Annotated in this window: 18 protein-coding genes and 1 pseudogene; 9 read left to right on the top strand and 10 right to left on the bottom strand. The window is 39.2% G+C overall.

Features of this window, described 5'->3' with window-relative positions; translation table 11 throughout:
- Positions 1-90: 90 nt before the first annotated feature.
- On the bottom strand, positions 91-732 hold the full coding sequence (locus L0B53_RS11595; RefSeq protein WP_235059749.1) for a thiopurine S-methyltransferase: 642 nt from the start codon (positions 730-732) through the stop codon (positions 91-93).
- Positions 733-919: 187 nt separating this feature from the next.
- Between L0B53_RS11595 and L0B53_RS11590 the strand changes: the two genes are divergently transcribed.
- The 3 genes from L0B53_RS11590 (at position 920) to L0B53_RS11580 (ending at position 5,687) form a co-directional block, all read left to right on the top strand.
- Positions 920-1,288, top strand: coding sequence for a hypothetical protein (locus tag L0B53_RS11590; RefSeq protein ID WP_235059748.1), 369 nt, complete (start codon positions 920-922; stop codon positions 1,286-1,288).
- Between the two features lie 404 nt (positions 1,289-1,692).
- Positions 1,693-3,093 carry a basic amino acid/polyamine antiporter gene (locus tag L0B53_RS11585; protein ID WP_235059747.1) on the top strand — a complete coding sequence of 467 codons (1,401 nt, stop codon included), beginning with the start codon at positions 1,693-1,695 and terminating at the stop codon, positions 3,091-3,093.
- Positions 3,094-3,374: 281 nt separating this feature from the next.
- The gene (locus L0B53_RS11580) at positions 3,375-5,687 is read left to right on the top strand and encodes a YgiQ family radical SAM protein (protein ID WP_235059746.1); all 2,313 of its coding nucleotides are present in this window, start codon (positions 3,375-3,377) and stop codon (positions 5,685-5,687) included.
- 167 nt (positions 5,688-5,854) lie between these two features.
- On the opposite strand, the gene L0B53_RS11575 is transcribed toward L0B53_RS11580, so the two are convergent.
- The 6 genes and pseudogenes from L0B53_RS11575 to L0B53_RS11550 all read right to left on the bottom strand — a co-directional run bounded on the left by L0B53_RS11575 (position 5,855) and on the right by L0B53_RS11550 (position 11,329).
- Positions 5,855-6,013, bottom strand: a complete 159-nt coding sequence (locus L0B53_RS11575; protein ID WP_235059745.1) for a hypothetical protein — start codon at positions 6,011-6,013, stop codon at positions 5,855-5,857.
- Between the two features lie 163 nt (positions 6,014-6,176).
- Positions 6,177-6,944 (bottom strand): uridine phosphorylase, encoded by a 768-nt coding sequence (gene udp / locus L0B53_RS11570; RefSeq protein WP_235059744.1) that lies wholly within the window; start codon positions 6,942-6,944, stop codon positions 6,177-6,179.
- Between the two features lie 198 nt (positions 6,945-7,142).
- A complete protein-coding gene (locus tag L0B53_RS11565; protein WP_235062240.1) occupies positions 7,143-7,568 on the bottom strand; it encodes a lipocalin family protein in 426 nt (141 codons plus the stop codon).
- A 21-nt stretch (positions 7,569-7,589) separates the two neighbouring features.
- Positions 7,590-8,023, bottom strand: a pseudogene (locus L0B53_RS11560) (lipocalin-like domain-containing protein); the annotation flags it as partial.
- Positions 8,024-8,220: 197 nt separating this feature from the next.
- Entirely contained in the window at positions 8,221-10,674 is a 2,454-nt protein-coding gene (locus tag L0B53_RS11555; protein ID WP_235062174.1) for an ABC transporter permease, read from the bottom strand.
- Complete coding sequence (locus L0B53_RS11550; protein ID WP_235062173.1) at positions 10,655-11,329, bottom strand: ABC transporter ATP-binding protein; 675 nt, start codon at positions 11,327-11,329, stop codon at positions 10,655-10,657. Before L0B53_RS11550 ends, L0B53_RS11555 begins: the two co-directional genes overlap by 20 nt.
- Positions 11,330-11,588: 259 nt before the next feature.
- Between L0B53_RS11550 and L0B53_RS11545 the strand changes: the two genes are divergently transcribed.
- A complete protein-coding gene (locus L0B53_RS11545) occupies positions 11,589-13,031 on the top strand; it encodes a DUF2867 domain-containing protein (protein ID WP_235062172.1) in 1,443 nt (480 codons plus the stop codon).
- Positions 13,032-13,120: 89 nt separating this feature from the next.
- On the opposite strand, the gene L0B53_RS11540 is transcribed toward L0B53_RS11545, so the two are convergent.
- Both L0B53_RS11540 and rsuA read right to left on the bottom strand, forming a co-directional pair.
- The gene (locus L0B53_RS11540; RefSeq protein WP_235062171.1) at positions 13,121-14,335 is read right to left on the bottom strand and encodes a Bcr/CflA family multidrug efflux MFS transporter; all 1,215 of its coding nucleotides are present in this window, start codon (positions 14,333-14,335) and stop codon (positions 13,121-13,123) included.
- A gap of 195 nt (positions 14,336-14,530) precedes the next feature.
- The gene (gene rsuA / locus L0B53_RS11535; RefSeq protein ID WP_235062170.1) at positions 14,531-15,220 is read right to left on the bottom strand and encodes a 16S rRNA pseudouridine(516) synthase RsuA; all 690 of its coding nucleotides are present in this window, start codon (positions 15,218-15,220) and stop codon (positions 14,531-14,533) included.
- Between the two features lie 175 nt (positions 15,221-15,395).
- Here rsuA and L0B53_RS11530 point away from each other — a divergent pair, with 175 nt between their 5' ends.
- The 3 genes from L0B53_RS11530 (at position 15,396) to rplY (ending at position 18,130) form a co-directional block, all read left to right on the top strand.
- Positions 15,396-17,135, top strand: coding sequence for a DEAD/DEAH box helicase (locus L0B53_RS11530; protein ID WP_235062169.1), 1,740 nt, complete (start codon positions 15,396-15,398; stop codon positions 17,133-17,135).
- A 175-nt stretch (positions 17,136-17,310) separates the two neighbouring features.
- Positions 17,311-17,610 (top strand): HdeA/HdeB family chaperone, encoded by a 300-nt coding sequence (locus L0B53_RS11525; RefSeq protein ID WP_235062168.1) that lies wholly within the window; start codon positions 17,311-17,313, stop codon positions 17,608-17,610.
- Between the two features lie 241 nt (positions 17,611-17,851).
- Complete coding sequence (gene rplY / locus L0B53_RS11520; protein WP_235062239.1) at positions 17,852-18,130, top strand: 50S ribosomal protein L25; 279 nt, start codon at positions 17,852-17,854, stop codon at positions 18,128-18,130.
- Between the two features lie 142 nt (positions 18,131-18,272).
- Here rplY and L0B53_RS11515 read toward each other — a convergent pair whose 3' ends face one another.
- Entirely contained in the window at positions 18,273-18,464 is a 192-nt protein-coding gene (locus L0B53_RS11515) for a DUF1289 domain-containing protein (RefSeq protein ID WP_235062167.1), read from the bottom strand.
- Positions 18,465-18,752: 288 nt separating this feature from the next.
- Between L0B53_RS11515 and L0B53_RS11510 the strand changes: the two genes are divergently transcribed.
- Together L0B53_RS11510 and L0B53_RS11505 are read left to right on the top strand one after the other, a co-directional pair.
- Entirely contained in the window at positions 18,753-19,727 is a 975-nt protein-coding gene (locus tag L0B53_RS11510) for a TAXI family TRAP transporter solute-binding subunit (RefSeq protein WP_409202837.1), read from the top strand.
- 165 nt (positions 19,728-19,892) lie between these two features.
- Positions 19,893-21,374 (top strand): carboxypeptidase M32, encoded by a 1,482-nt coding sequence (locus L0B53_RS11505; protein WP_235062166.1) that lies wholly within the window; start codon positions 19,893-19,895, stop codon positions 21,372-21,374.
- The last annotated feature ends 123 nt before the right edge of the window (positions 21,375-21,497 follow it).

The raw sequence follows: 21,497 nt of genomic DNA, 5'->3' as shown, positions 1-21,497 counted from the left end.
CGTTAGTTGTTAATACTTAAGAAAAAACCTCGGTTATTTAAGCTGCTGCTTATTTACCGAGGTTTTTTATTTGTAACATCACACCAATGATTAAAGCTCAATCAACCAAACCACTTCATGAAAATATTCTAATCCTTGTTGAATTCGGCGATGGTCGTCACCTGCCACCTCTCTCTCTAGTTCCGTTACTTTCGCATTAGGAAATAACCGTGAAATCTCTGCTTTATCGACACTAAATGGAGGACCGGCTAACTTCTCTTGTGGATACTCTAATGAAACCAAAAGTATTTTTCCATTCGCTTTTAATTGAGAAAGAAGGTGCGCTGCATACTCCCCTCTTCGCTCTTTAGGCATAGCAACAAGCGCTGCTCGATCATAAATATAATCGACAGTCTCGACTTTAATCGCAAAGAAATCACCACAATACACCGTTAATTCATCAAACTGATATTCTGTGCTGCTATCGGAAAGACGCGTCACTGTTGGCGTTAACAAGTTTTCAGCAAAAAAAGCATCAACAGCAATTTTACTCAGCTCAACACCAACCACACGCTGCTGTCGCTCTGCTAACCAAGTCAGGTCTAACGATTTACCACAAAGAGGGACCAGTACACTCTCTTCTCTCTTCGCGTTTAATTTAGACCAGTACTTAACTAAAAAATTATTCTCTTCATTTTGGTGAAAACCGATACGATTTTCTGCCCAGCGACTATGCCAAAACTCTTGATCCATCTCAAATTTCCATATATTTAAAACAAAATAATACCTAATAATATCACTGAATTTAATGATTTATCGAATAATCAAATAATAAGCATCAACCAAGCGCTCAATTTTTGAGATAAAAGCTTGCATAATGAACAAAAAACAACTACTGTTTAGATATACAGTATGTATAAACAAACAGTCAACGAGGTGAATGATGAACTTTTCAACAATGATGTTTAATAACAGTAATGCACAAACGACGACTTCACAACTGCATCACTTAACACAACATGATTCACCTTCTTTTACTGAACTCAATAGTCAAAATAAATGGATTACCGTTATTGGACAAATTGGAAAAACCGATGCATTAACATTAAATCAGATGGGCATTGAATTAGAGAAAGTGAGAATTGTTCAACCGAATCAGCAATATTCCACCACTGAACTCGCAAATATGGCATTACGTCATAATAATTCAAGTCTCATCATTGTGCTAGATGGTCACTGTTATAGAAATGAGTTAACTAACACTTTTAATATTCCCGTCATCAATTTGTATCAAGATCGGCTACATTAGTTCGAGTTTAATTTCATTTATTATTTACTTCGTCCCTGATCCACTATGAAAAATTAAAATACATTTCATATATAAAGAGCTTGTTATAAACGAGACAAATAGGCTTATTAAACATTTAAAACACTAAAATAAAGCACTGAATAATAACAATATTTTAATTTATCCCTTTAAAATTTATTTATGACTAAAATTATCCAAGTAAGGATTTTTGCAATGTTATATTCTAAAAAAGATAGAATAATACTGTATCAAATTTATAGTTTGTTAAATTTCAATGTATTAGGTCAATATATGAGATCAATCACTGTATTTTAGAAATTTCCATTTCGAAATTAACCCTTTTCAACTCAATGTTAATTGTATAAGTTCCCTCTCTATTAATTTTGTAGATGAGAGTGAAGCTTGTGGATAATAAATTAGGGCTAGGATCAATGACGGCACTCGTTATTGGTTCAATGATTGGTGCAGGTGTATTTAGCTTGCCACAGAATATGGCAGCAGTCGCTAGTCCTGCAGCGGTCATGATCGGCTGGTCAATAACCGGGATCGGAATGATCTTCCTCGCTCTCTCGTTTCAATATTTAACCGCTTTACGCCCAGATATCGACAGCGGTGTATTTGGTTACGCTCAAGCAGGTTTTGGTGACTTTGTTGGATTTTGTTCAGCTTGGGGTTACTGGTTTAGTGCCATGCTATCAAATATCTCTTATCTTGTTATTGTTTTTAGTACTTTAGGCCTCTTCTTTGACACCCCACAACATATTATCTTTGGTGATGGCAATACAATGTATGCCTTGATCGGAGCGTCCATTTTCCTATGGGGTGTTCATGCATTAGTCTCTAAAGGCGTTCAAACAGCCGCACTGATCAACTTAGTGACGACGTTTACTAAATTAATCCCTATGGTGCTATTCATCATTTGTGGTTTTATCGCTTTCAAATGGAATACTTTTGTATTTGACTTTACTGGTCTTCACTTCGGTAATGGCCACGGTCTAATGAGTCAAATTAAATCAATGATGATTATTACTGTTTGGGCATTTATTGGTGTTGAAGGGGCAGTCGTTGTTTCTGGTAAAGCACGTAAACGTAGCGATATTGGTAAAGCAACCATTCTGGGTCTGTTAACGGCATTAGTGATCTATATTCTGGTTACTCTGCTTTCAATGGGGGTTATCAGTACCCAAGAACTCGCAACCTATAAAAACCCATCAATGGCTGAGGTGTTAAAGCACGTATTAGGTCCTTGGGGCGAAATCATCATCGGTATTGGGCTAATCATCTCGGTTAGTGGTGCGTTCTTAAGTTGGACAGTACTGGCGACTGAAGCGCCTTACGTGGGTGCTAAATGTGGAATCTTCCCTAAAAGTTACGAAAAACAAAACAAGGCAGGCACTGCAACTCGTTCTCTTTGGCTAACCAGCATTAGTATTCAAGTCTGCTTATTTATAGTGATGTATGCTGGCAGTACCTATAACTCATTGCTAATTATTGCTTCAGAGATGATCCTTCTGCCTTATCTGTTCGTTGCCGCATTTATGCTAAAAGTGGCAATTCAACGTAAAGACAGAGGTAAGCTATTATTAGTCGGTTTAATGGCGACAATTTATGGTATCTGGTTACTGTATGCTTCAGGTGCTTACTACCTTCTATTATCTGCACTCCTCTACCTTCCTGGCTTGTTCTTTTATGTCAAAGCGAAAAAAGAACAAGGCAAATCCGCTTTTGTCGGTAAAGAGTATATCGGTTTAATCTTCTTAATTATCGTTGCAATTATTGCTGCATATATGTTGATTCAAGGTTAAGTCTTACGCTTATTATCAAGATGTTAACCGTTAAGCTAAGCAGTTTAACGGTTAACAATTCACTAATAATCCCCCCTCAATCTCGTGACATCTTTTCAATTGGCTAGCTATCAACCTTGATACAGGCTACAATCCGCCCTCATTTTATATCGGTTCTCTAACCACGACACCCCAAATCATTGAATTTGCCAGCCAACAGCAAGTCACAAGGGGATACCTCTAATTAATTCGCTCTGCCGTGGGGAAAAAGCCTACGTCAAAGCCTATCAGAATGTTGAAATATGATTAATACAAGCTTAGTAAAAACAAAACTATTTGACTATCCTCCCTACTGGGCATCCTGCTATGGAGCTGCACCTTTCCTGCCAACCAGTCGTAAAGAGATGGATCAACTCGGTTGGGATAGCTGCGATATTATTATCGTTAGTGGTGATGCTTACGTTGATCATCCAAGTTTTGGTATGGCGATTATTGGACGTCTTTTAGAGTCTCAAGGATTCCGCGTTGGTATCATTGCTCAACCTGATTGGCATAGTAAAGATGCCTTTATGTCATTGGGTAAGCCTAACCTATTTTTCGGTATTACTGCCGGGAATATGGACTCCATGATCAACCGCTATACCGCTGATCGTAAATTACGTCATGATGATGCATATACGCCAAATAATGAAGGTGGCAAACGTCCTGATCGTGCGGTGTTGTCATATTCACAGCGTTGTCGCGAAGCTTATAAAGATGTGCCTGTTGTTCTTGGTGGAATTGAAGCAAGTCTTCGCCGTTTAGCACATTATGATTACTGGTCTGATAAAGTTCGTCGCTCCGTTATCTTTGATGCTAAAGCTGACATCCTGTTATTTGGTAATGCAGAGCGTGCATTAGTTGAGGTCGCTCACCGTTTGGCTGCAGGAGAAAGCATTAAAGAGATGCAAGATATCCGTGGTACAGCGGTTATCCGTCCAGAGTTGCCAACAAACTTTAAAGAGATTGATTCGTCTCGCATTGAAAAACCGGGTAAGGCGATGGTAATGCCAAACCCTTATGAAACTGAAACTCAGTGTGCAGAAAATAAAGAGAACAGCTCTGCATCTTCAGAATCAGAAAAAGTGTCAGAAAAAAAGAGTGTTATTACCATTCAACCTTCTCGTCATGATGCTAAAACCTCTTTTATTCGTTTGCCTTCTTATGAAAAGTTAAAGAATGATCGAATTCTGTATGCTCATGCAAGTCGAGTGATGCACCTTGAAACCAACCCGTACTCTTCTCGTGCTTTAGTACAACGACATGGCGAACGTGAACTGTGGGTTAATCAACCGCCAATTCCGTTGACAACAGAAGAGATGGATTTTGTTTTTGCATTGCCTTTTGCTCGCGTTCCTCACCCAATGTATGGCAAAGCTAAAATTCCAGCTTATGAAATGATTAAAAGCTCGATTAACATTATGCGTGGTTGTTTTGGCGGTTGCTCATTCTGTTCGATCACTGAACACGAAGGACGTATTATTCAAAATCGTTCTCAACAGTCGATCATTGATGAGATTGAAGATATTCGTGATAAAGTACCCGGATTTACTGGGACAATCTCTGATCTTGGTGGTCCAACTGCCAATATGTATCGTCTTGGTTGCTCAGATCCGAAAGCCGAAATCAACTGTCGTAAGCCATCTTGTGTTTTCCCAACGATTTGTAAGAAGCTCAACACCGACCACCAGCATACCATCGATCTTTACCGTAAAGCGCGTAATGTTGAAGGTGTGAAAAATATCATGATCGCTTCGGGTGTACGCTATGATTTAGCGATTGAATCACCAGAATATGTGAAAGAGTTAGTCACTCACCATGTGGGCGGTTATCTAAAAATTGCACCTGAACATACTGAAAATGGCCCATTAGATAAGATGATGAAGCCGGGTATGGGAACCTATGATCGTTTTAAACAGATGTTTGAGAAATACAGTAAAGAAGCGGGAAAAAAACAATATCTTATCCCGTACTTTATCTCTGCACATCCTGGTACTACTGATGAAGACATGGTGAATTTAGCACTGTGGCTAAAAACTAACGATTATGAATGTGATCAGGTTCAGAACTTCTATCCGTCACCGATGTGTAACGCGACAGCCATGTATCACTCTGAAACCAATCCACTTAAGCGAGTGAAATATAAACGTCGTGAAGATGTGCCGGTCGCGAAAGGTGAGCGTCAACGTCGTCTCCATAAAGCACTATTGCGTTACCATGATCCAGCGAACTGGCCAATGATTCGTGAAGCCTTGACCAGTATGGGTAAAAAGTACCTGATTGGTGACCGACCAAACTGCTTAGTGCCTGAACAAGATGAAAGCAAGCAGCTAACTCCAGCTCAACGTCGCCGATCTGGTCGTCATGGTGAAAATCGCTTTAATGGCAATAAAGGTCAAAATAAAAGCGGTCAAGGACAAGGACAGAAACAAGAGAGTGGGCAAGGTAAAAAGAAAAAGAACACATTTACCACTAAACACAGCCCAACTCAGCCTGATGCTCGTAAGGAACAATCAGCGAAGAAAGGAAGCGCCAAGCGTAAACCAACCACTAAATCTGGTGGTCGACAGCGTTAGCCTTTAACGATTGATGGTCACTTATTAATCGTTAAAATAAATAATTGATAATAAAAAACCTCTATTTTATTTAATCCATACGAATAAATAAAATAGAGGTTTTTTTACTTCATTACGAAGATAAATGCCGAATATCAGCCGGTTTTAAGCAAAAAGAGTATCTAATCTTATCTCATTAACTCAGACGCCATGACGCCAGCAATCGCTAATATAATTATCCCACCTAAACCTTGTAAAAAACGCTTTTTGGCTTTTTCACTCAGTTCATAACGTGAAAATATCGTAACAAATATAATAAGAGCCAGAATCACACCAATCTTCAACATTTCTGTACTCCTATCTTGTTAGATTAATTTAATATTATACCCAAAGTAATTAGAGTTGCTAGTAGGCGGTAAATAAGTAAGGCCCCATAAGTATAGATACACTCTATGACTGGAGCGAACGAATGCAACCAACAACTTAGCAACTTCAAGTATGAAAAGAATATTAGTCAGCTAATAGACGTCTTGCTGAATCAACAACAACGTTAATTGATGCTGTTTCCGTCGCTTTCATTGTTGATTGATCTGGGATCTCTTTCTGAGTACGGTTAATAATTACACCGGCTACACAACCCGCACGTAAGCCTTGACTCGCACACATAGTAAATAGCGTTGCAGATTCCATCTCAAAATTTAAGACACCCATATCTTGCCACTCTTGCATCGAACCTTGGAAACGACGAGTCACACGACCAGAAAACGTATCATAACGTTCCTGTCCAGGATAGAAAGTGTCACTTGATGCGGTTACACCAGTGTGAACTTTAATTCCTTCAGCATCAACGGCTTGTTTCATTGCAGTCGCCACATCAAAATCAGCAACTGCTGGGAATTCCATTGGAGCAAAATGTGAACTTGCTCCATCTAAACGAACAGACGCTGTTGTGACTATCATATCACCAACATTAATGTCTGATTGAATCGCTCCCGTTGTTCCGACACGTAAGAATGTTCTTACACCTAGTTGTGCTAACTCTTCAACTGCAATCGAAGTTGATGGACCACCAATGCCTGTAGAACAGACAACAACAGGTTTACCTTCTAATTCAGCACTATAAACCGTGTATTCGCGATGGCTTGCTAAAAATTTAGGGTTATCCATCTTCTGAGCAATTTTCTCTACACGCCCAGGATCGCCTGGAATAATAGCTAATTCTGCACCATTTAAGTCATTTTTATTGACACCAAGGTGAAATACGGTTGCTTCTGTCATGATAAACTCCACTAAATTAAAAATAGCTAATATTAAGTTTGTATAAACTTGTTAAGAAAAGTATAGCTACAAGGTAAGATTTACCGCTACGATACAGAAACAAAACACCGATTATAGTGATATAGATCACATAATAACATGTTATACAAAATACGATATTAATAGATTGTGACTATATTCACATAGCAATCGATTACTCTAATATCCTGTTAACTCCATAAATCCTTTTCCAGTATGTGTTCCAGAAAATGAGATAGGTCCCTCCCAATAAGGGATCAAAAATGGAAGCCATTGCTTATCATTTAGCGGTAACGTAACAATATTAATACCGTATTTTTTAACCACAATTTGCCACTCTAGTGGAACATCTTTATTCTCGCCACCATCTCCTTTTCGAATGACGTTAAGTTGAATATCATCAGAAGATAAAGGTTTAGTCGTCCCATCGATATTCATTAAAGACCCAAATTGATAATGACTCTTAGCCGAATTATTATCACGCACTTGAGCAATCATTAACGTTTGTTGATTATCTAGATGAAAAGCAAACCAATCCCAACCATTTTGCGATTTATCTAAAAAGCTACTGCTCCACTCCCGATCAAACCAACCTCGACCACTCACTGCAACTTTTCGATCATCAAGAATTAATTCACCCTTCACCTTCAAATATGGCGCACTGTAATAATAAGAGGCAATCTCTGCATTTGGATTTTTTTACTATAGCCTTGATCACCGTGTGCAATAATCGAACTCATGGTAGTAACATCAATATCAAAAGAGAAATCTTGATCATCAACCTTAATTTTCCCAGGAAAAGGGGTTTTAGTTGGGCTTTTCCATGACCAGTTATCTAACCACATAGTAAATGGGGTAAGCTCTACCCCGGCTTGTCCGATACCACCACGTGCCATTCTCTCTGCATGCCAGGTTTTCTCTTGGCTACTAACAACGACATTGGCTAAATAGACATCTTGGTTATCCCACCCTTGTCGTGCCTCTTTTTTATTGGCATAGCGAAACATCGTCCATTGCACACCAAATAATTCACCCGATTCACTCTGAACATTAGCAGTCATATACCACCATTCCGTACGGTAACCTTGATGAATACCATAATCTTTAGGAAAAGATAACTGATAATCCGGAGTCACAAGATTAAAATCCTCAGTCGAATGTTGAAGTATTGCCATTCCAGATGGAGCATTGACTTTTTCTTCACACCCAGCTAAAGCGATTAAAAAAACAACAATAAAGCATAAAAGGCACTTTTTCATTATAACGACTCCCTTAATGCCGCTGCCGCAGAACGTTTAATTAATCGACGGACAGGCCATGCTCCTGCGACGATTAAAGCGATAATAGAGATTGAAAGTGTCTTAAAGTAAAGCCAAGGAAAGATCACCATCTCCATAGACCAACCAAATGAATATTTAAGAACAACATCAATAAGAAGTTGTGCTAAAACTAAACCCAAAGGCAGTGCAAACATCGCACTTAACACCCCAATCATCACTAATTGACCAATGCCTAACGCACCAAGTTCTCGTCCAGTCACCCCAATACAGCGCATCAGAGCAAACTGACGCAGGCGTGATAATTCACCAGCTACTGTGGCAAAAAATAACCCACATATCGCAATAAATAGTGTTAAATTACCTAAAGCATCAGTCACAACAAAAGTACGATCAAACACCCTCATAACCTGTTGATGTATATCACCATTATTGCGAACTCGCTCTGGCTCAAGGTTAAACGTTGCACCAATTCGGTGATAGAGTCCAACACTCTCCATTCCAGGTTTTATAACAACAGCTACGCCCGTATCTTGAACTCGTGTCCAAAATTTGGAAAAATGATGATTTGAAATAATAATTTGGCTATAGGGATTGCCATAATCATAATAAATACCTGCAATTGTCCATTGACCGACTAACGGTTTAGGTAGGGATATTTGATCACCTGGCTGCCACTCATTTTTTATCGCCATCGATTCACTGATCATCACCATTTTGTCTTTTTGTAAATGTTCCCAATAACGAGGAATCGCGACCTTCGTTGACAATGACGCTTGTTCTTCTTGGCTGCTACCGATACCAATAACTTGCAGAGTTCCCAATTTAGGACTCGAAACCTCTTGCTTATTCTGTAGCCAAACCCCTTTCACTTCTGGTTGTTCTTCTAACCAAGTCGATATATTACTCACCATATTTGAAGGAGGATTAATATAAATATCCGCACTTAATCGTTGCTCTAACCAATTATTGGTTGTGACACGGAAGCTCCCCACCATGGTTTCCATTCCTATATTGGCAGAAAGCGCCAGCATAAATGCCATTGCCGCAACGCCACGATAGCTCAAGCTTGCAGAAGCATCAGAAAAAAACCAACGAATACGCGCATGCTTTGACACATAAGAGAGCTTTTGAAATATTTGCCAAATAACCCAAGGCATCACCAACGCGGTACCCACTAACACCAAAGCAATTAACGCAAAACCATTTAATTGATTATGTGGTAATTGATAAACCCCAATGACGCATATCATTAGAAAAGCAGCAATCCATGCTTGCCAACGAAACTCTCTCCCCGTAAAACGAACTAAGGCCATTCTCCCGGCTAAACGTGAAGGTGTAGAGTTAATTAGACGAGTAAATGGCCAGAAACAGGAAAAAAGCATCCCAATTAACGCCATTAAGAAACTATAAAGTCCCCACTTCCAGTGCCATGAAAGAGATAAGCCGACTTCAGCGCCATAAAGGTCATTTAATGTTTCAGCCATTGAAGGAAGTAGACGTCGAGCTAGCCCCATACCTAAAATATTACCACTTATCCATGCCAACACTAACCACATGGTTAATTCAGCAAGTAAGTTGAATGACAACTGTTTAACGGAGACACCCAATTGATATAACTGTCCCACCAAAGGCTGTCGCTGAGTGAGGGATAAAGAAATCGCTTGATAAAAAATGAACAAACCAACAACAAAAGCTAACATTCCCATTGCAAAAAGATTCAAGTGAAATGCATGAGTCAAAGGGGCTAATTGAGAATTGGTATTTCCGGTCAGTTTTAGATTATGGTTCTTAAGAAAAGCAGCAAGATTTCCTAACTCTTTTTGTGATAAGTTGGTGCAGATAATCGCACTGAAATCTCGTGAACCGGTAATATGCCTAAAGGTAGAAATATCAGTAACAAGGCGTGAACCACCTAAAGACTCATCAGTAACTAAAGCCAATGGGCCTAATTTTTTACCATTTTTAAGCTCTATCACATCGCCACGACTAAAACCTAAATAGTTGGCTAACTGCTCACCAATAAGTGCGCTATTCCCACTGTTTTGTAATAGAACTGTATCAAAGTCTTGCTTTCGCTTTTGCAAGCTAAACAGAGCAACCGCATCGACTCCAATCAATTCAATATCACGTTGGTTAGTCGTCACTATACGATCGCGATCAATCGGTATACAGTGATTAAACCCACTTTTTCGCAATGAGATATAGGTCGATTCTGGAATTTTGTTTTGGCTATTAAGAGATTGAATTCGAAATGGGTATGGATTAAAAAAGATTTTTTCATTCTCTTTATAGCTAGCTTGAGCTTGGTAATTGATCGCCATGACACCAACAAGAAGTGCAATACCTAACGTTAAACCAAGCCAGACTAAAACGACTTGTAGAGGATGCCGTCGATAATGGCCAAAAAGTGTTTTAGCGATGGGGTTTAACATTTAAAGCTCCACCTTGTAAACGAACACATTTCTCCATATAACTAGCCACATTTTCACTATGAGTAACAAGAAGTAAAGTACAATCTAATTGCTTTGTTAGTTGACTCAACAGTCGCATTACAGCGTGAGCATTTTTCTCATCTAAGCTCCCTGTTGGCTCATCTGCGAGTAGTATTGCTGGTTCCATATATAAGGTGCGCGCAATCGCGACTCGCTGCTGTTGTCCACCTGACACCTCTTCAGGGTAACGTCCTAACAGGGCATGAATATCAAGCACAGAGATAATTTGTCGCCATAATGCCATATTTTCAGGCTGGCCATTTAACTGTCTAGAGAATCGAATATTATCAGCAATGGTTAAAGTGGGGAGTAAATTATATTGTTGAAACACCATGCCGATATATTGTCGACGAAATAGTACTCGTTCTCTCGCTGTCATTAAATGAAAAGGGGTATCATCAAACCATATCTCACCTGAATTAATACTGTCTAAACCACTAATTAAGTTAAGTAATGTCGATTTCCCTGAGCCACTCTCCCCCATCAAGGCTAGCTGCTCTCCTCGCTCTAAGGTTAAGTTGGCGCCTTGTAGTACAGAGTGAAATTCTGTGCCATCCAAGTAACCTTTACAAATATTAGTTAAATTAACTTTCATTAGTATTAGCTCTATCCATTAATTTAAATGACTTAATCCGAGATCCGTTCAAGTGCGTAGTATACTATAGAGATCTAAAAAAATTCTATATCTAATTGAATTCAAATATTTATTACGCTTATTTTTGACATTCCATTTATATCATCGTTACAGTAGTCAATAAAAATAAACACAAGTTATATAAATATAGTTGCAAATAATTGAGTTAGCTAAGTTATCCACCTACTATTTATATAATAATATTGAAAAAGGGATAATAATGAGTCGAATTCTGGTTATTGGTGCATCAGGTTATATTGGAAGCCATTTAGTTAAAGAACTTGCTGCAGATGGGCATCAAATCATCGCTACAGGAAGAAATCTCTCGACATTACAGAGCAGAGATTGGACTGAATATGGTGATGTAACGACACTTTATCTCGATCTTTCAGAACCAGAGCAACTTCATACCGTTCTTCCTAACATAGATATTATCTTCTTTCTTGTTCATGGCATGAGTCATGGGCATGATTTTGTTAATTATGAAACAGGTATCGTCAGAGAGTTCAAACAAGTCGTTGAACAATATAAACAGATTGAAAAAATAATCTACCTCAGCGCTTTACAACCAACAGGTGAAGAAGAACAATCATCGCCGCACTTAGTGGCACGAAAATTAACCGGTGATATTCTTCGAAGTACCAACATCCCAGTTATTGAGCTTAGAGCCGGTATCGTTATCGGGTCGGGCTCCGCTGCATTTGAGGTAATGTGTGATTTTGTATACCACCTTCCAGTGATGATTACACCAAAATGGATCAGCTCGGTCTCTCCTCCTATCGCATTAGATAACTTATTATTCTATTTTAAAGAAATCATCAAAGATCCATATCAAGAGCATAAAATTTATGATTTATCTGGTCCTGAGTCGATAAGCTATGCAGATCAAATTCGCCGTTTAGGCCGAGTTCTTAATATTCCAGTTCATCTTTTTCCTTTACCCATAATTCCGATCTCTTTTTCTACTTATTGGATGAAATTTATTACATCCGTGCCTACATCTATCGCCAATGCCTTAATCAGTGGCTTAAAGCACGATCTTTACGCGGATAGCCAGCCAATTAGACAAAAATACCCACAACAACTTCTCACTTATGAAGACGCTGTAAAAAAAGCCCTTAGTTACAGTGATGAGCAGATTAAAAGTGAAATTTGGGGCTTTGATCCTGATGCGCTATCTCGCTGGCACCCAAATTATGGTTATTACCCAAAAGATGCAGGGTTCACCTTAAAAACGGAGATATCTGCTGAGAAACTGTGGCAACAAGTGCTTAAAATTGGCGGTAAAGAAGGGTATTTCTTCGCCAATAGTCTCTGGCGTATTCGAGAGTGGATGGATGCCGTCATCGGTGGTAAAGCCTTGATTAGAACACCACCTAGAGAAGATGATTTAAAGGCTGGCGATTATGTTGATTCATGGAAAGTTATCACCATCAAAGAACAACAATTTCTTTCGCTTCTTTTTGGAATGAAAGCACCAGGACTAGGTCGTTTAGAGTTTTCAATTAAAGATTGTGGCGATTATAGAGAGTTAGATATCCGCGCTTGGTGGCACCCTAAAGGTTTTTCTGGCTTACTCTATTGGTTTGCCATGATGCCTGCCCATTTATTCATCTTTAAAGGGATGACCAAGGCATTAGCCAATCGTGCCAGTAAGCATTGATAATGGAAAGCAACAGTAAAACGGCTCAACTCTTATTTTTAACAAGGAAGAGTACTGAATTGAGTCGTTTTTGTATGCTTACTGAATATTTACTTATCGTGATGAGCAAGCCACCAGTAACTACCAAACGATAATACTGAACAAACGGCCATCATAATGACCATTGGCCAAGCGGTTGTTGAAGGAAACATCGCGATAATCGATCCCGCAACTGCACCTACACCAAATCGTAAGGTTCCTGAAAGCGATGATGCTGTCCCCGCAATATGACCATAGTCACTCAATAAACACCCCATCGCATTACTACCAATCGTCGAAATACTACCAACAAAGAACATCACAGGAATCACGATACTCCAAAGCCCCCAACCTAATAACTGCCCAATCACTAAACAAATCCCTGCAATTAATTGCACTGTCAAACCAAATCGCAGCATATTATGAGAACCAACACGACGAACTAATCGACCATTTAACGTGGTAAAAATAATTAAACAGACGACATTGAGCCCAAATAGGTAACCAACATGCTGTAGAGATACATGATAAATCTCAATGTAAACAAATGACCCTGCCGTTAAAAAAGCAAACATGCCTGCAAAAGAGAAAGCGCCACAAAATACGTAGCCTAAAACAATCGGTGTGGTACTCAACTTAACATAGTTACGTAAAATCGAACGAAAGTGGAAAGGCTGCTTCTTTTCCGAAGCAAGCGTTTCTGGAATCCGAAAAAATACCGCAAAAATCACAATAATAGAGATTAACGATAGCACCCAAAAGATCGATCGCCAGCCAAACCAAATAGCTAAATACCCACCAAACATCGGAGCAACAAGCGGCGCTAATGTCATCACTAAGGTAACAAATGACATCGTGCGAGCAAACTCTTCTTTCTCAAACATATCGCGAACTAATGCCTGAATAACGACCGCCGCTGCCGCCCCCGCAAAACCTTGAAAAGCACGAACGAAGGTTAATTGATTGATATCTAAACTGACGGCACTCAATACTGCACCAATAGTAAAAAGAAAGATCCCAATCAATAGAATAGGACGACGCCCATAACTATCAGCCAATGGGCCATGAAAAAGCTGACCAATAGCAAACCCCCCCGTATAAGCCGTTAACGTAACTTGAACCGCGCCAGAGCTCGTCATTAAATCTTTCGCAATTTCAGGCATTGCAGGTAAATACATGTCGATAGCAAAAGGAGTTAATGCGGCAATGGCGCCTAGAAGTAACACCAACATGAACGTTAATTGATTATTTGATTGACTATGAGGTTGAGATGAAGATCTCTCCATAAAGGGTTGTTTCCTTATTATTTTTATTATTTTTTATCGTTATGATATTTCTCGAATTAAAATTTAGACAGTTAACACGATTAAAATAGGAAATTGCTATTTTAATCAAAAAAATAACAACAGGTACTGACTTCGATTCAATAAAGTAAGTTCCTGCTGTTATCGTCAATCATTTCACTCAAAATCGAAGTGAAATTAAAAGGCAGCGACTTCTTCCGCAGTTAACTCGCGGTATTCACCCACATCTAACTCGTCATCTAATATCACAGAACCAATTGATTCACGGTGCAAACCTTCAACTTTATTTCCTACCGCAGCAAACATACGTTTTACTTGGTGGTATTTTCCTTCATGTATGGTCAATAAACATTGAGTCTCATCAATAATTATTAATTGTGCAGGCTTGGTTAGCTTTTCTTCACTCTTTAATTGAATCCCAGCTGCAAAACGCGCAATATAATCATCAGCGATAGGCTCTGCTAACCAAACTCGATACGTTTTCTCACACTTATGTTTTGGTGATGTAATTCTATGAGACCATTGACCATCATCGGTAATTAATACTAAGCCTGTCGTATCTACATCTAAACGACCCGCAATATGCAATTTCTCTTGACTGATTTCATCCATAAGCATGAAGACAGTAGGATTCGTTGGATCTTCATTTGAACAGACATAACCATCTGGCTTGTTTAACATATAATAACGAGGGCCAAATAAATTAATCTCTCTGTTTTGCCATTCAATCTGTTGTTCAGCCGTTACTTTTGCTGCAGGTTGACGTTGCATCTCTCCATCAACATAAACCTCTCGGCTACGAATAATTTGTCCCGCTTCTTTACGAGTTACGCCAAGTGCATCACAAATATATTTATCTAATCTCATTTTTATTACCTTAATGAAGAGAAATTGGAGCTAAATTTTTGCCTATTATATACGGAAATAGCGCTTAATTGCAGAATTAGATTTTTAACCGGAAAGACAATATGCTTCTCCACTGGCTGTTACTAAAAATGGTGTTATTATCTCAGGTACGTTTCTATATTTGAGAAAGTCCCCCTTGTATACCCTTCGTCCTTATCAACAAGATAGTGTTAATGCTGTTATCCACTATTTTCGTCGTCACTCAACGCCTGCCGTGATTGTACTACCCACAGGTGCAGGAAAAAGTCTGGTTATTGCTGAATTAGCAAGAATTGCGCGAGGACGAGTTTTAGTTTTGGCTCATGTGAAAGAACTCGTTGAACAAAACCATGAGAAATATGAAGGGTATGGTTTAGAAGGCGGAATATTTTCTGCCGGATTAGGGCGTAAAGAAACGGAACAAAAAGTGGTATTTGCTTCAGTTCAATCGGTAGTGCGCAATCTTGATGAATTTAAAAATCAATTCTCTCTATTAGTGATCGATGAATGCCACCGAGTTCCAATGGATGAGGAGAGCAGTTACCGAAAAGTTATCTCTCATCTACAACAGATTAATCCAGGATTAAAGGTTCTCGGTTTAACCGCCACCCCTTATCGATTAGGCATGGGGTGGATTTATCGCTACCACACACGAGGACAAGTGAGATCTGAGCATGATCGTTTCTTCCAAGATTGTGTTTTTGAACTTCCGATTCGTTATCTGCTTGATGAAGGCTTTTTGACCGAAGCTCGACTATTGGACGCCCCTGTTTTAGGTTATGATTTTTCTAAATTAAAGCCCACCGTCAACGGCAACTACCGTGAAGCTGAAATGGATAAAGTAATCGAAGACTCTGCCCGAGCCACGCCACAAATTATCGAACAAGTTCTCGATTACGCCAAAGAGAGTAAAGGAGTGATGATTTTTGCGGCTACAGTGACTCATGCTCAAGAGATTTTGGGCTATCTACCCACAGAGCAATCGGCATTAGTAATTGGCGATACTGCATTAGATCAACGTGCTGATATTATTCATCGCTTTAAACAACAGAAAATTAAATATCTAGTCAATGTTTCAGTTTTAACGACGGGATTTGATGCCCCTCATGTCGATCTTATCGCTATTTTACGTCCAACGGAATCAGTCAGTCTTTACCAACAGATAGTCGGTCGTGGATTACGTCTCGCTCCTGGTAAAGAGGAGTGTTTGATCCTGGATTATGCTGGTAACTGTTTCGATCTTTATCAACCTGATATCGGCGATCCAAAACCCGATAGTGACAGTGAAATTGTTACCATTCCCTGCCCTGCTTGTGGTAATAACAATAATTTTTGGGGCAAACTCAATAGTGATGGTTTATTGTTAGAACATTATGGTCGCCGCTGCCAAGGCTATTTTGAAAATGACGAAGGTGAACGAGAAGATTGTGGCTACCGCTTTAAAGCAAAATATTGTGAGGAGTGTGGTGCGGATAATGATATCGCCGCCCGCCGATGTCATCTTTGTGATGCAGTTATGGTTGATCCTGATAAAAAACTCAAAGAAGCACTAAACCTTAAAGATGCCATGATTCTCTATTGCGAAGAGATGGCGCTAACCGCAGAAAAAAACCAATACGGGAAGCCTCAATTACGAGTGGTCTATTATGGACAAGAAGAGAGTCAATTAACCGAAATTTGGCCTCTTGCCACCAAAAAGCAAAAATCTGAATTTTTAGCTAAGTTTATTAACCCATTACTGATTGATCGCCATCGTCCATTTACCGATACCGCACCGAGTAAAGTGGTTAACGCACAACACCGCTTACATTTTCCCGAAATATTAATTGCCAGAAAACAAGGACGATTTTGGTCAATTAGAAACAAGATTTATCAATTAGAGCAACAAGCTACATAGCTTATGCAATTTAAAAACCATCAATAGAAGAATGATGAAAGTATTGTTTTCAATTTGTTAGCTAGAGTTCTGCATTTTTATAGACTAAATTTAAGATTAAGTCTTATGACCAGTATGCTCTATTTAATTTCACGAGTATAAAAAGGCAATCCTTCGCATTTATTTGAGGTTTATAATGAAAATAGTTAAGTTCGCAATCCCTGCTTTATTGGCCCTTTTTTCGTTTAATGCTGCGGCAAACACAAGTGAGCATGATGTAAGCTGTGAAGTCTTTGTTGCTGCTGAACAGTCAGTTCAGGAAGTGTTATTAGGTTACACTCATGTTTACAATAAAGAGACCGATAAGATAGATTTAGTGCCCGTCAATGCATTAGAGTCTGTCAGTGTTGAAGAAGTGATGCATTTCTGTGAAGAGAACCCAGATAAAGATATTACCGGTTTTGCAAAACATCCGAACGGAAAGCATCATTTATAAATTTATTGAATAATCAATAACATTAAAAAGATAGGGTTAACTCTATCTTTTTTCTTTGACTTCACAACAATAAATATCATGACATTCTCTTTCATTTATATCTTTCATTATAAACTTTCAGAACCACTCTTCTCTCTTGATATCCCCATAAACAAATGGTAGTATCCGCGCTTCTTTATATGGTATCAAGCTTGGTCGCATGTTTGATATTTTGATTAATCGAAATAGAGAGTTATCTATTATGAAATTTGAAGTAACAGTACGTACTGACAAAGGTACAGGTGCGAGCCGCCGCCTACGTCACACTGGTAAGTTCCCTGCTATCGTTTACGGTGGAAGCGAAGCTCCTGTATCAATCACTTTAAACCACGATGAAGTGCTTAACAGCATGGATAAGCCTGGTTTCTATGACGCAATCGTTCTAGTTATCGATGGTCAAGAAGTGAATGTTAAGCCACAAGACGTACAGCGTCACGCATTCAAGCCTAAAGTTGAACACATGGATTTCATCCGCATCTAATTAGTGGCAACCAAACCTAATGCATAGATGAAGAGATGGCCTTACCAACTATCTTTTCGACTCTTTTGAAGAGACGGTCTTACCAACCGTCTTTTCTCTTATCTGGCATATAGGAAATTAACTCCCTGCAATAATATCAATGCTATTTAATGACAATTCCTGCTTGCTCTCTTCTTATATGACACTGTTTTAACACCTCTTCTCTTTGCTGTAGATCTAAATCTTTCCAACGATATCGCTCATTTTCCGTACGAAAACAACCAATACAGATCCCATTCTGATCTTTTTTACAAACGCCAATGCAAGGGGTTTCTAACTGAAAACCATCAAACAAACCAGACTCCATGAATAAAAAAAGTAATTAAATAACAACAAGATAATAATATAAAATCACGCAAACTTATCAACAATCATTAAATTACCATAACTAACCTACTAAACTTTAAAGATTATTTTATCTTGCGTCTATTTATTTCGCTGTCATAATTAACACACTTAGCACATCTGGCTAAATGGATTTACATTTGTAACCTTTACTTTTAACTCGCTTATCCAGATACCCTATTTACATGGAAAAATAGGTCGCTAACGATCAAATCAAATCAAGAAAAGGGAATCAATGATGAAATTTCTTAAGTCTACTTTAACGGCTTTAGGTATGTTTGCCGCAATGGGTGTTGCGACATCAACTCAAGCTGCAGATCAATTTATTACTATCGGTACGGGTGGTGTAACGGGTGTTTACTATCCAACGGGTGGTGCAATCTGTCGTTTAGTCAATAAAGACAAAAAAGATCACGGCATTCGTTGTTCTGTAGAAAGTACCGGCGGTTCTATCTACAACATCAACACCATTCGTGCTGGCGAGCTAGATTTTGGTATTGCTCAGTCTGATTGGCAGTATCATGCATACAACGGGACAAGCAAATTTAAAGACGCAGGTCCATTCACTGGCCTACGTTCAGTATTCGCACTTCACGCAGAACCGTTTACCGTTGTTGCTCGCGCAGATTCTGGTATCAAAACATTTGAAGATCTAAAAGGTAAGCGCGTTAATATCGGTAACCCTGGTTCTGGTCAACGTGGCACAATCGAAGTATTAATGGACGGTTACGGCTGGACAATGGATGACTTCAAACTCGCTTCTGAACTAAAAGCCGCTGAGCAGTCTAAAGCCCTTTGTGATAATAAGATCGATGCAATGGTTTACGTTGTTGGCCATCCAAGCGGTGCAATCAAAGAAGCAACAACATCTTGTGACAGCGTAATCGTTGAAGTTGCAGGTCCAGTTGTTGATAAAATCGTTGCTGATAATAGCTTCTACCGTACTGTTGATATCCCAGGTGGCATGTACCGTGGCAACCCTGATAACATCGCTACATTTGGTGTAGGTGCGACATTAGTTTCTTCTACTTCAGTTTCTGATGAAGCGGTATATAGTGTTGTTAAAGCTGTTTTTGATAACTTTGCTACATTCAAAAAGCTTCATCCAGCATTTGCTCACCTAACAAAAGAGCAGATGATCAAAGATGGTCTATCAGCGCCTCTTCATGACGGTGCAGTGAAGTACTACAAAGAAGCAGGTTTAATGAAGTAGTTCATCTTGAATTAGTCATTTAAATCAACAAAAACGCACAATGTTATTTTATCGCATTGTGCGTTTTTTGTTTTTATCTCAGTCAATTAGCACTATGATTAGTTGATACACGACTTACTTTAACCGAACGAAAATATCAACAACGTCACATCATAAAGGATTAAAATGGACCATTATCAAAAGCTCCTTTCTCATTATCAAAAAATAGCTAACTTTAACCATTTGTCTGCCATTACGGGCTGGGATGCTGCAGCCATGATGCCTTCTGGTGGTAGTGAAGCTCGTGGTGCAGCAATGGCTGAACTTTCACTTCATATCCACCAGCTATCAACGGCTCCTGAATTAGGGGAACTAATCACTAATGCTGAAAGTGAAGGTTTAACTCAAAATGACACGGCCAGTCTACGTGAAATGAAGCGTTCTTGGCAGTTAGCAACCGCACTACCCGATGACCTTGTACAAGCAAAATCCTTAGCAGGCTCTAAATGTGAACATGCGTGGCGGTCTCAACGTCCTGCCAATGACTGGCAAGGTTTCTGTAAGAACTTTGCTGAGGTCGTTAAGCTTTCTCAAGAAGAGGCTCAAATTCGCGCAGATAAAACGGGTTTATCTCCTTATGATGCGATGCTCGACCTCTATGAACCCGGCATTAGCTCAGCCCAAATTGACACGATTTTTGGTGATTTAAAAACGTGGTTGCCACAACTGACTAAGCAAGTGCAAGAGAAGCAAGCCAAAGAATCCTTTATCGTGCCAACAGAAACTTACTCAACCCAAGATCAACAAGCACTGGGTCTAGAGGTAATGAAAGCACTAAAGTTTGATTTTGACCACGGGCGCCTTGATATCAGCTCACACCCTTTCTGTGGTGGTGTTCCTCAAGATACTCGCATTACCACGCGCTACGATGAAAAAGATTTTGTACAGTCATTAATGGGGATTGTTCATGAAACGGGTCATGCGCGTTATGAACAAGGATTACCAACCCAGTTTGCAGGACTACCTGTAGGACAAGCCCGCTCAATGGGAATTCATGAATCACAGTCGCTATTCTTCGAAATGCAATTAGGCCGCAGTGATGAGTTTATTCATTATCTTGCTCCTTTAGCGGCAAAATATTTCCCCAATAACGATCAAAGCGTCTTTGCTGCTGATAATCTACAAAAAATTTATACCCGTGTAAAACCTGACTTTATCCGTGTTGATGCCGATGAGCTAACCTACCCTGCTCATGTGATTCTTCGATATGAGATTGAACGCGACCTTATTAATGGTAAAATTTCATATCAAGATATTCCTGAACTTTGGAATCTAAAGATGAAAGAGTACCTAGATATCGATACAACAGGCAATTACACCAACGGTTGTATGCAAGATATTCACTGGACTGATGGCTCATTTGGTTACTTCCCAAGTTATACCTTAGGTGCAATGTATGCGGCACAATTCAAAGCGGCAATGAACAAAGAGGTTGATGTTACTGGTTGTTTAAAAGAGATGGAATTAGCTCCAATCTTTAACTGGTTAAGTGATAACATCTGGCAAAAAGCGAGCTTATTAGGTACCAATGAGTTAGTGACGAACGCAACCGGTGAAGCTCTGAATCCAGCGATCTTTAGAGCTCATTTAGAAGGGCGATATTTATAATCTTTTTATCTTTATCGTTTTTCTTTTACGGCTCTGTTTGGCGATTTAAATCAAAAAATAGAGCTGTTTTATTTCCATTCTCACTTCTTTAACAGAAACCCTCTTTCCAATCCTTAATAATAC

Source organism: Vibrio sp. SS-MA-C1-2, assembly GCF_021513135.1.
Taxonomy (GTDB): Bacteria; Pseudomonadota; Gammaproteobacteria; order Enterobacterales; family Vibrionaceae.
The sequence above is the reverse complement of the archived record's forward strand: the minus strand, read 5'-3'. Positions and strand labels throughout refer to the sequence as shown.

Bases quoted from the DNA above. Each gene is read 5' to 3' on its own strand.
- L0B53_RS11580 (WP_235059746.1), top strand. From the start codon at position 3,375: ATGATTAATACAAGCTTAGTAAAAACAAAACTATTTGACTATCCTCCC.
- rplY (WP_235062239.1), top strand. From the start codon at position 17,852: ATGAAATTTGAAGTAACAGTACGTACTGACAAAGGTACAGGTGCGAGC.
- L0B53_RS11545 (WP_235062172.1), top strand. From the start codon at position 11,589: ATGAGTCGAATTCTGGTTATTGGTGCATCAGGTTATATTGGAAGCCAT.
- L0B53_RS11540 (WP_235062171.1), bottom strand. From the start codon at position 14,335: ATGGAGAGATCTTCATCTCAACCTCATAGTCAATCAAATAATCAATTA.
- rsuA (WP_235062170.1), bottom strand. From the start codon at position 15,220: ATGAGATTAGATAAATATATTTGTGATGCACTTGGCGTAACTCGTAAA.
- L0B53_RS11590 (WP_235059748.1), top strand. From the start codon at position 920: ATGATGAACTTTTCAACAATGATGTTTAATAACAGTAATGCACAAACG.
- L0B53_RS11575 (WP_235059745.1), bottom strand. From the start codon at position 6,013: ATGTTGAAGATTGGTGTGATTCTGGCTCTTATTATATTTGTTACGATA.
- L0B53_RS11505 (WP_235062166.1), top strand. From the start codon at position 19,893: ATGGACCATTATCAAAAGCTCCTTTCTCATTATCAAAAAATAGCTAAC.
- L0B53_RS11550 (WP_235062173.1), bottom strand. From the start codon at position 11,329: ATGAAAGTTAATTTAACTAATATTTGTAAAGGTTACTTGGATGGCACA.
- L0B53_RS11555 (WP_235062174.1), bottom strand. From the start codon at position 10,674: ATGTTAAACCCCATCGCTAAAACACTTTTTGGCCATTATCGACGGCAT.
- L0B53_RS11525 (WP_235062168.1), top strand. From the start codon at position 17,311: ATGAAAATAGTTAAGTTCGCAATCCCTGCTTTATTGGCCCTTTTTTCG.
- L0B53_RS11595 (WP_235059749.1), bottom strand. From the start codon at position 732: ATGGATCAAGAGTTTTGGCATAGTCGCTGGGCAGAAAATCGTATCGGT.
- L0B53_RS11510 (WP_409202837.1), top strand. From the start codon at position 18,753: ATGAAATTTCTTAAGTCTACTTTAACGGCTTTAGGTATGTTTGCCGCA.
- udp (WP_235059744.1), bottom strand. From the start codon at position 6,944: ATGACAGAAGCAACCGTATTTCACCTTGGTGTCAATAAAAATGACTTA.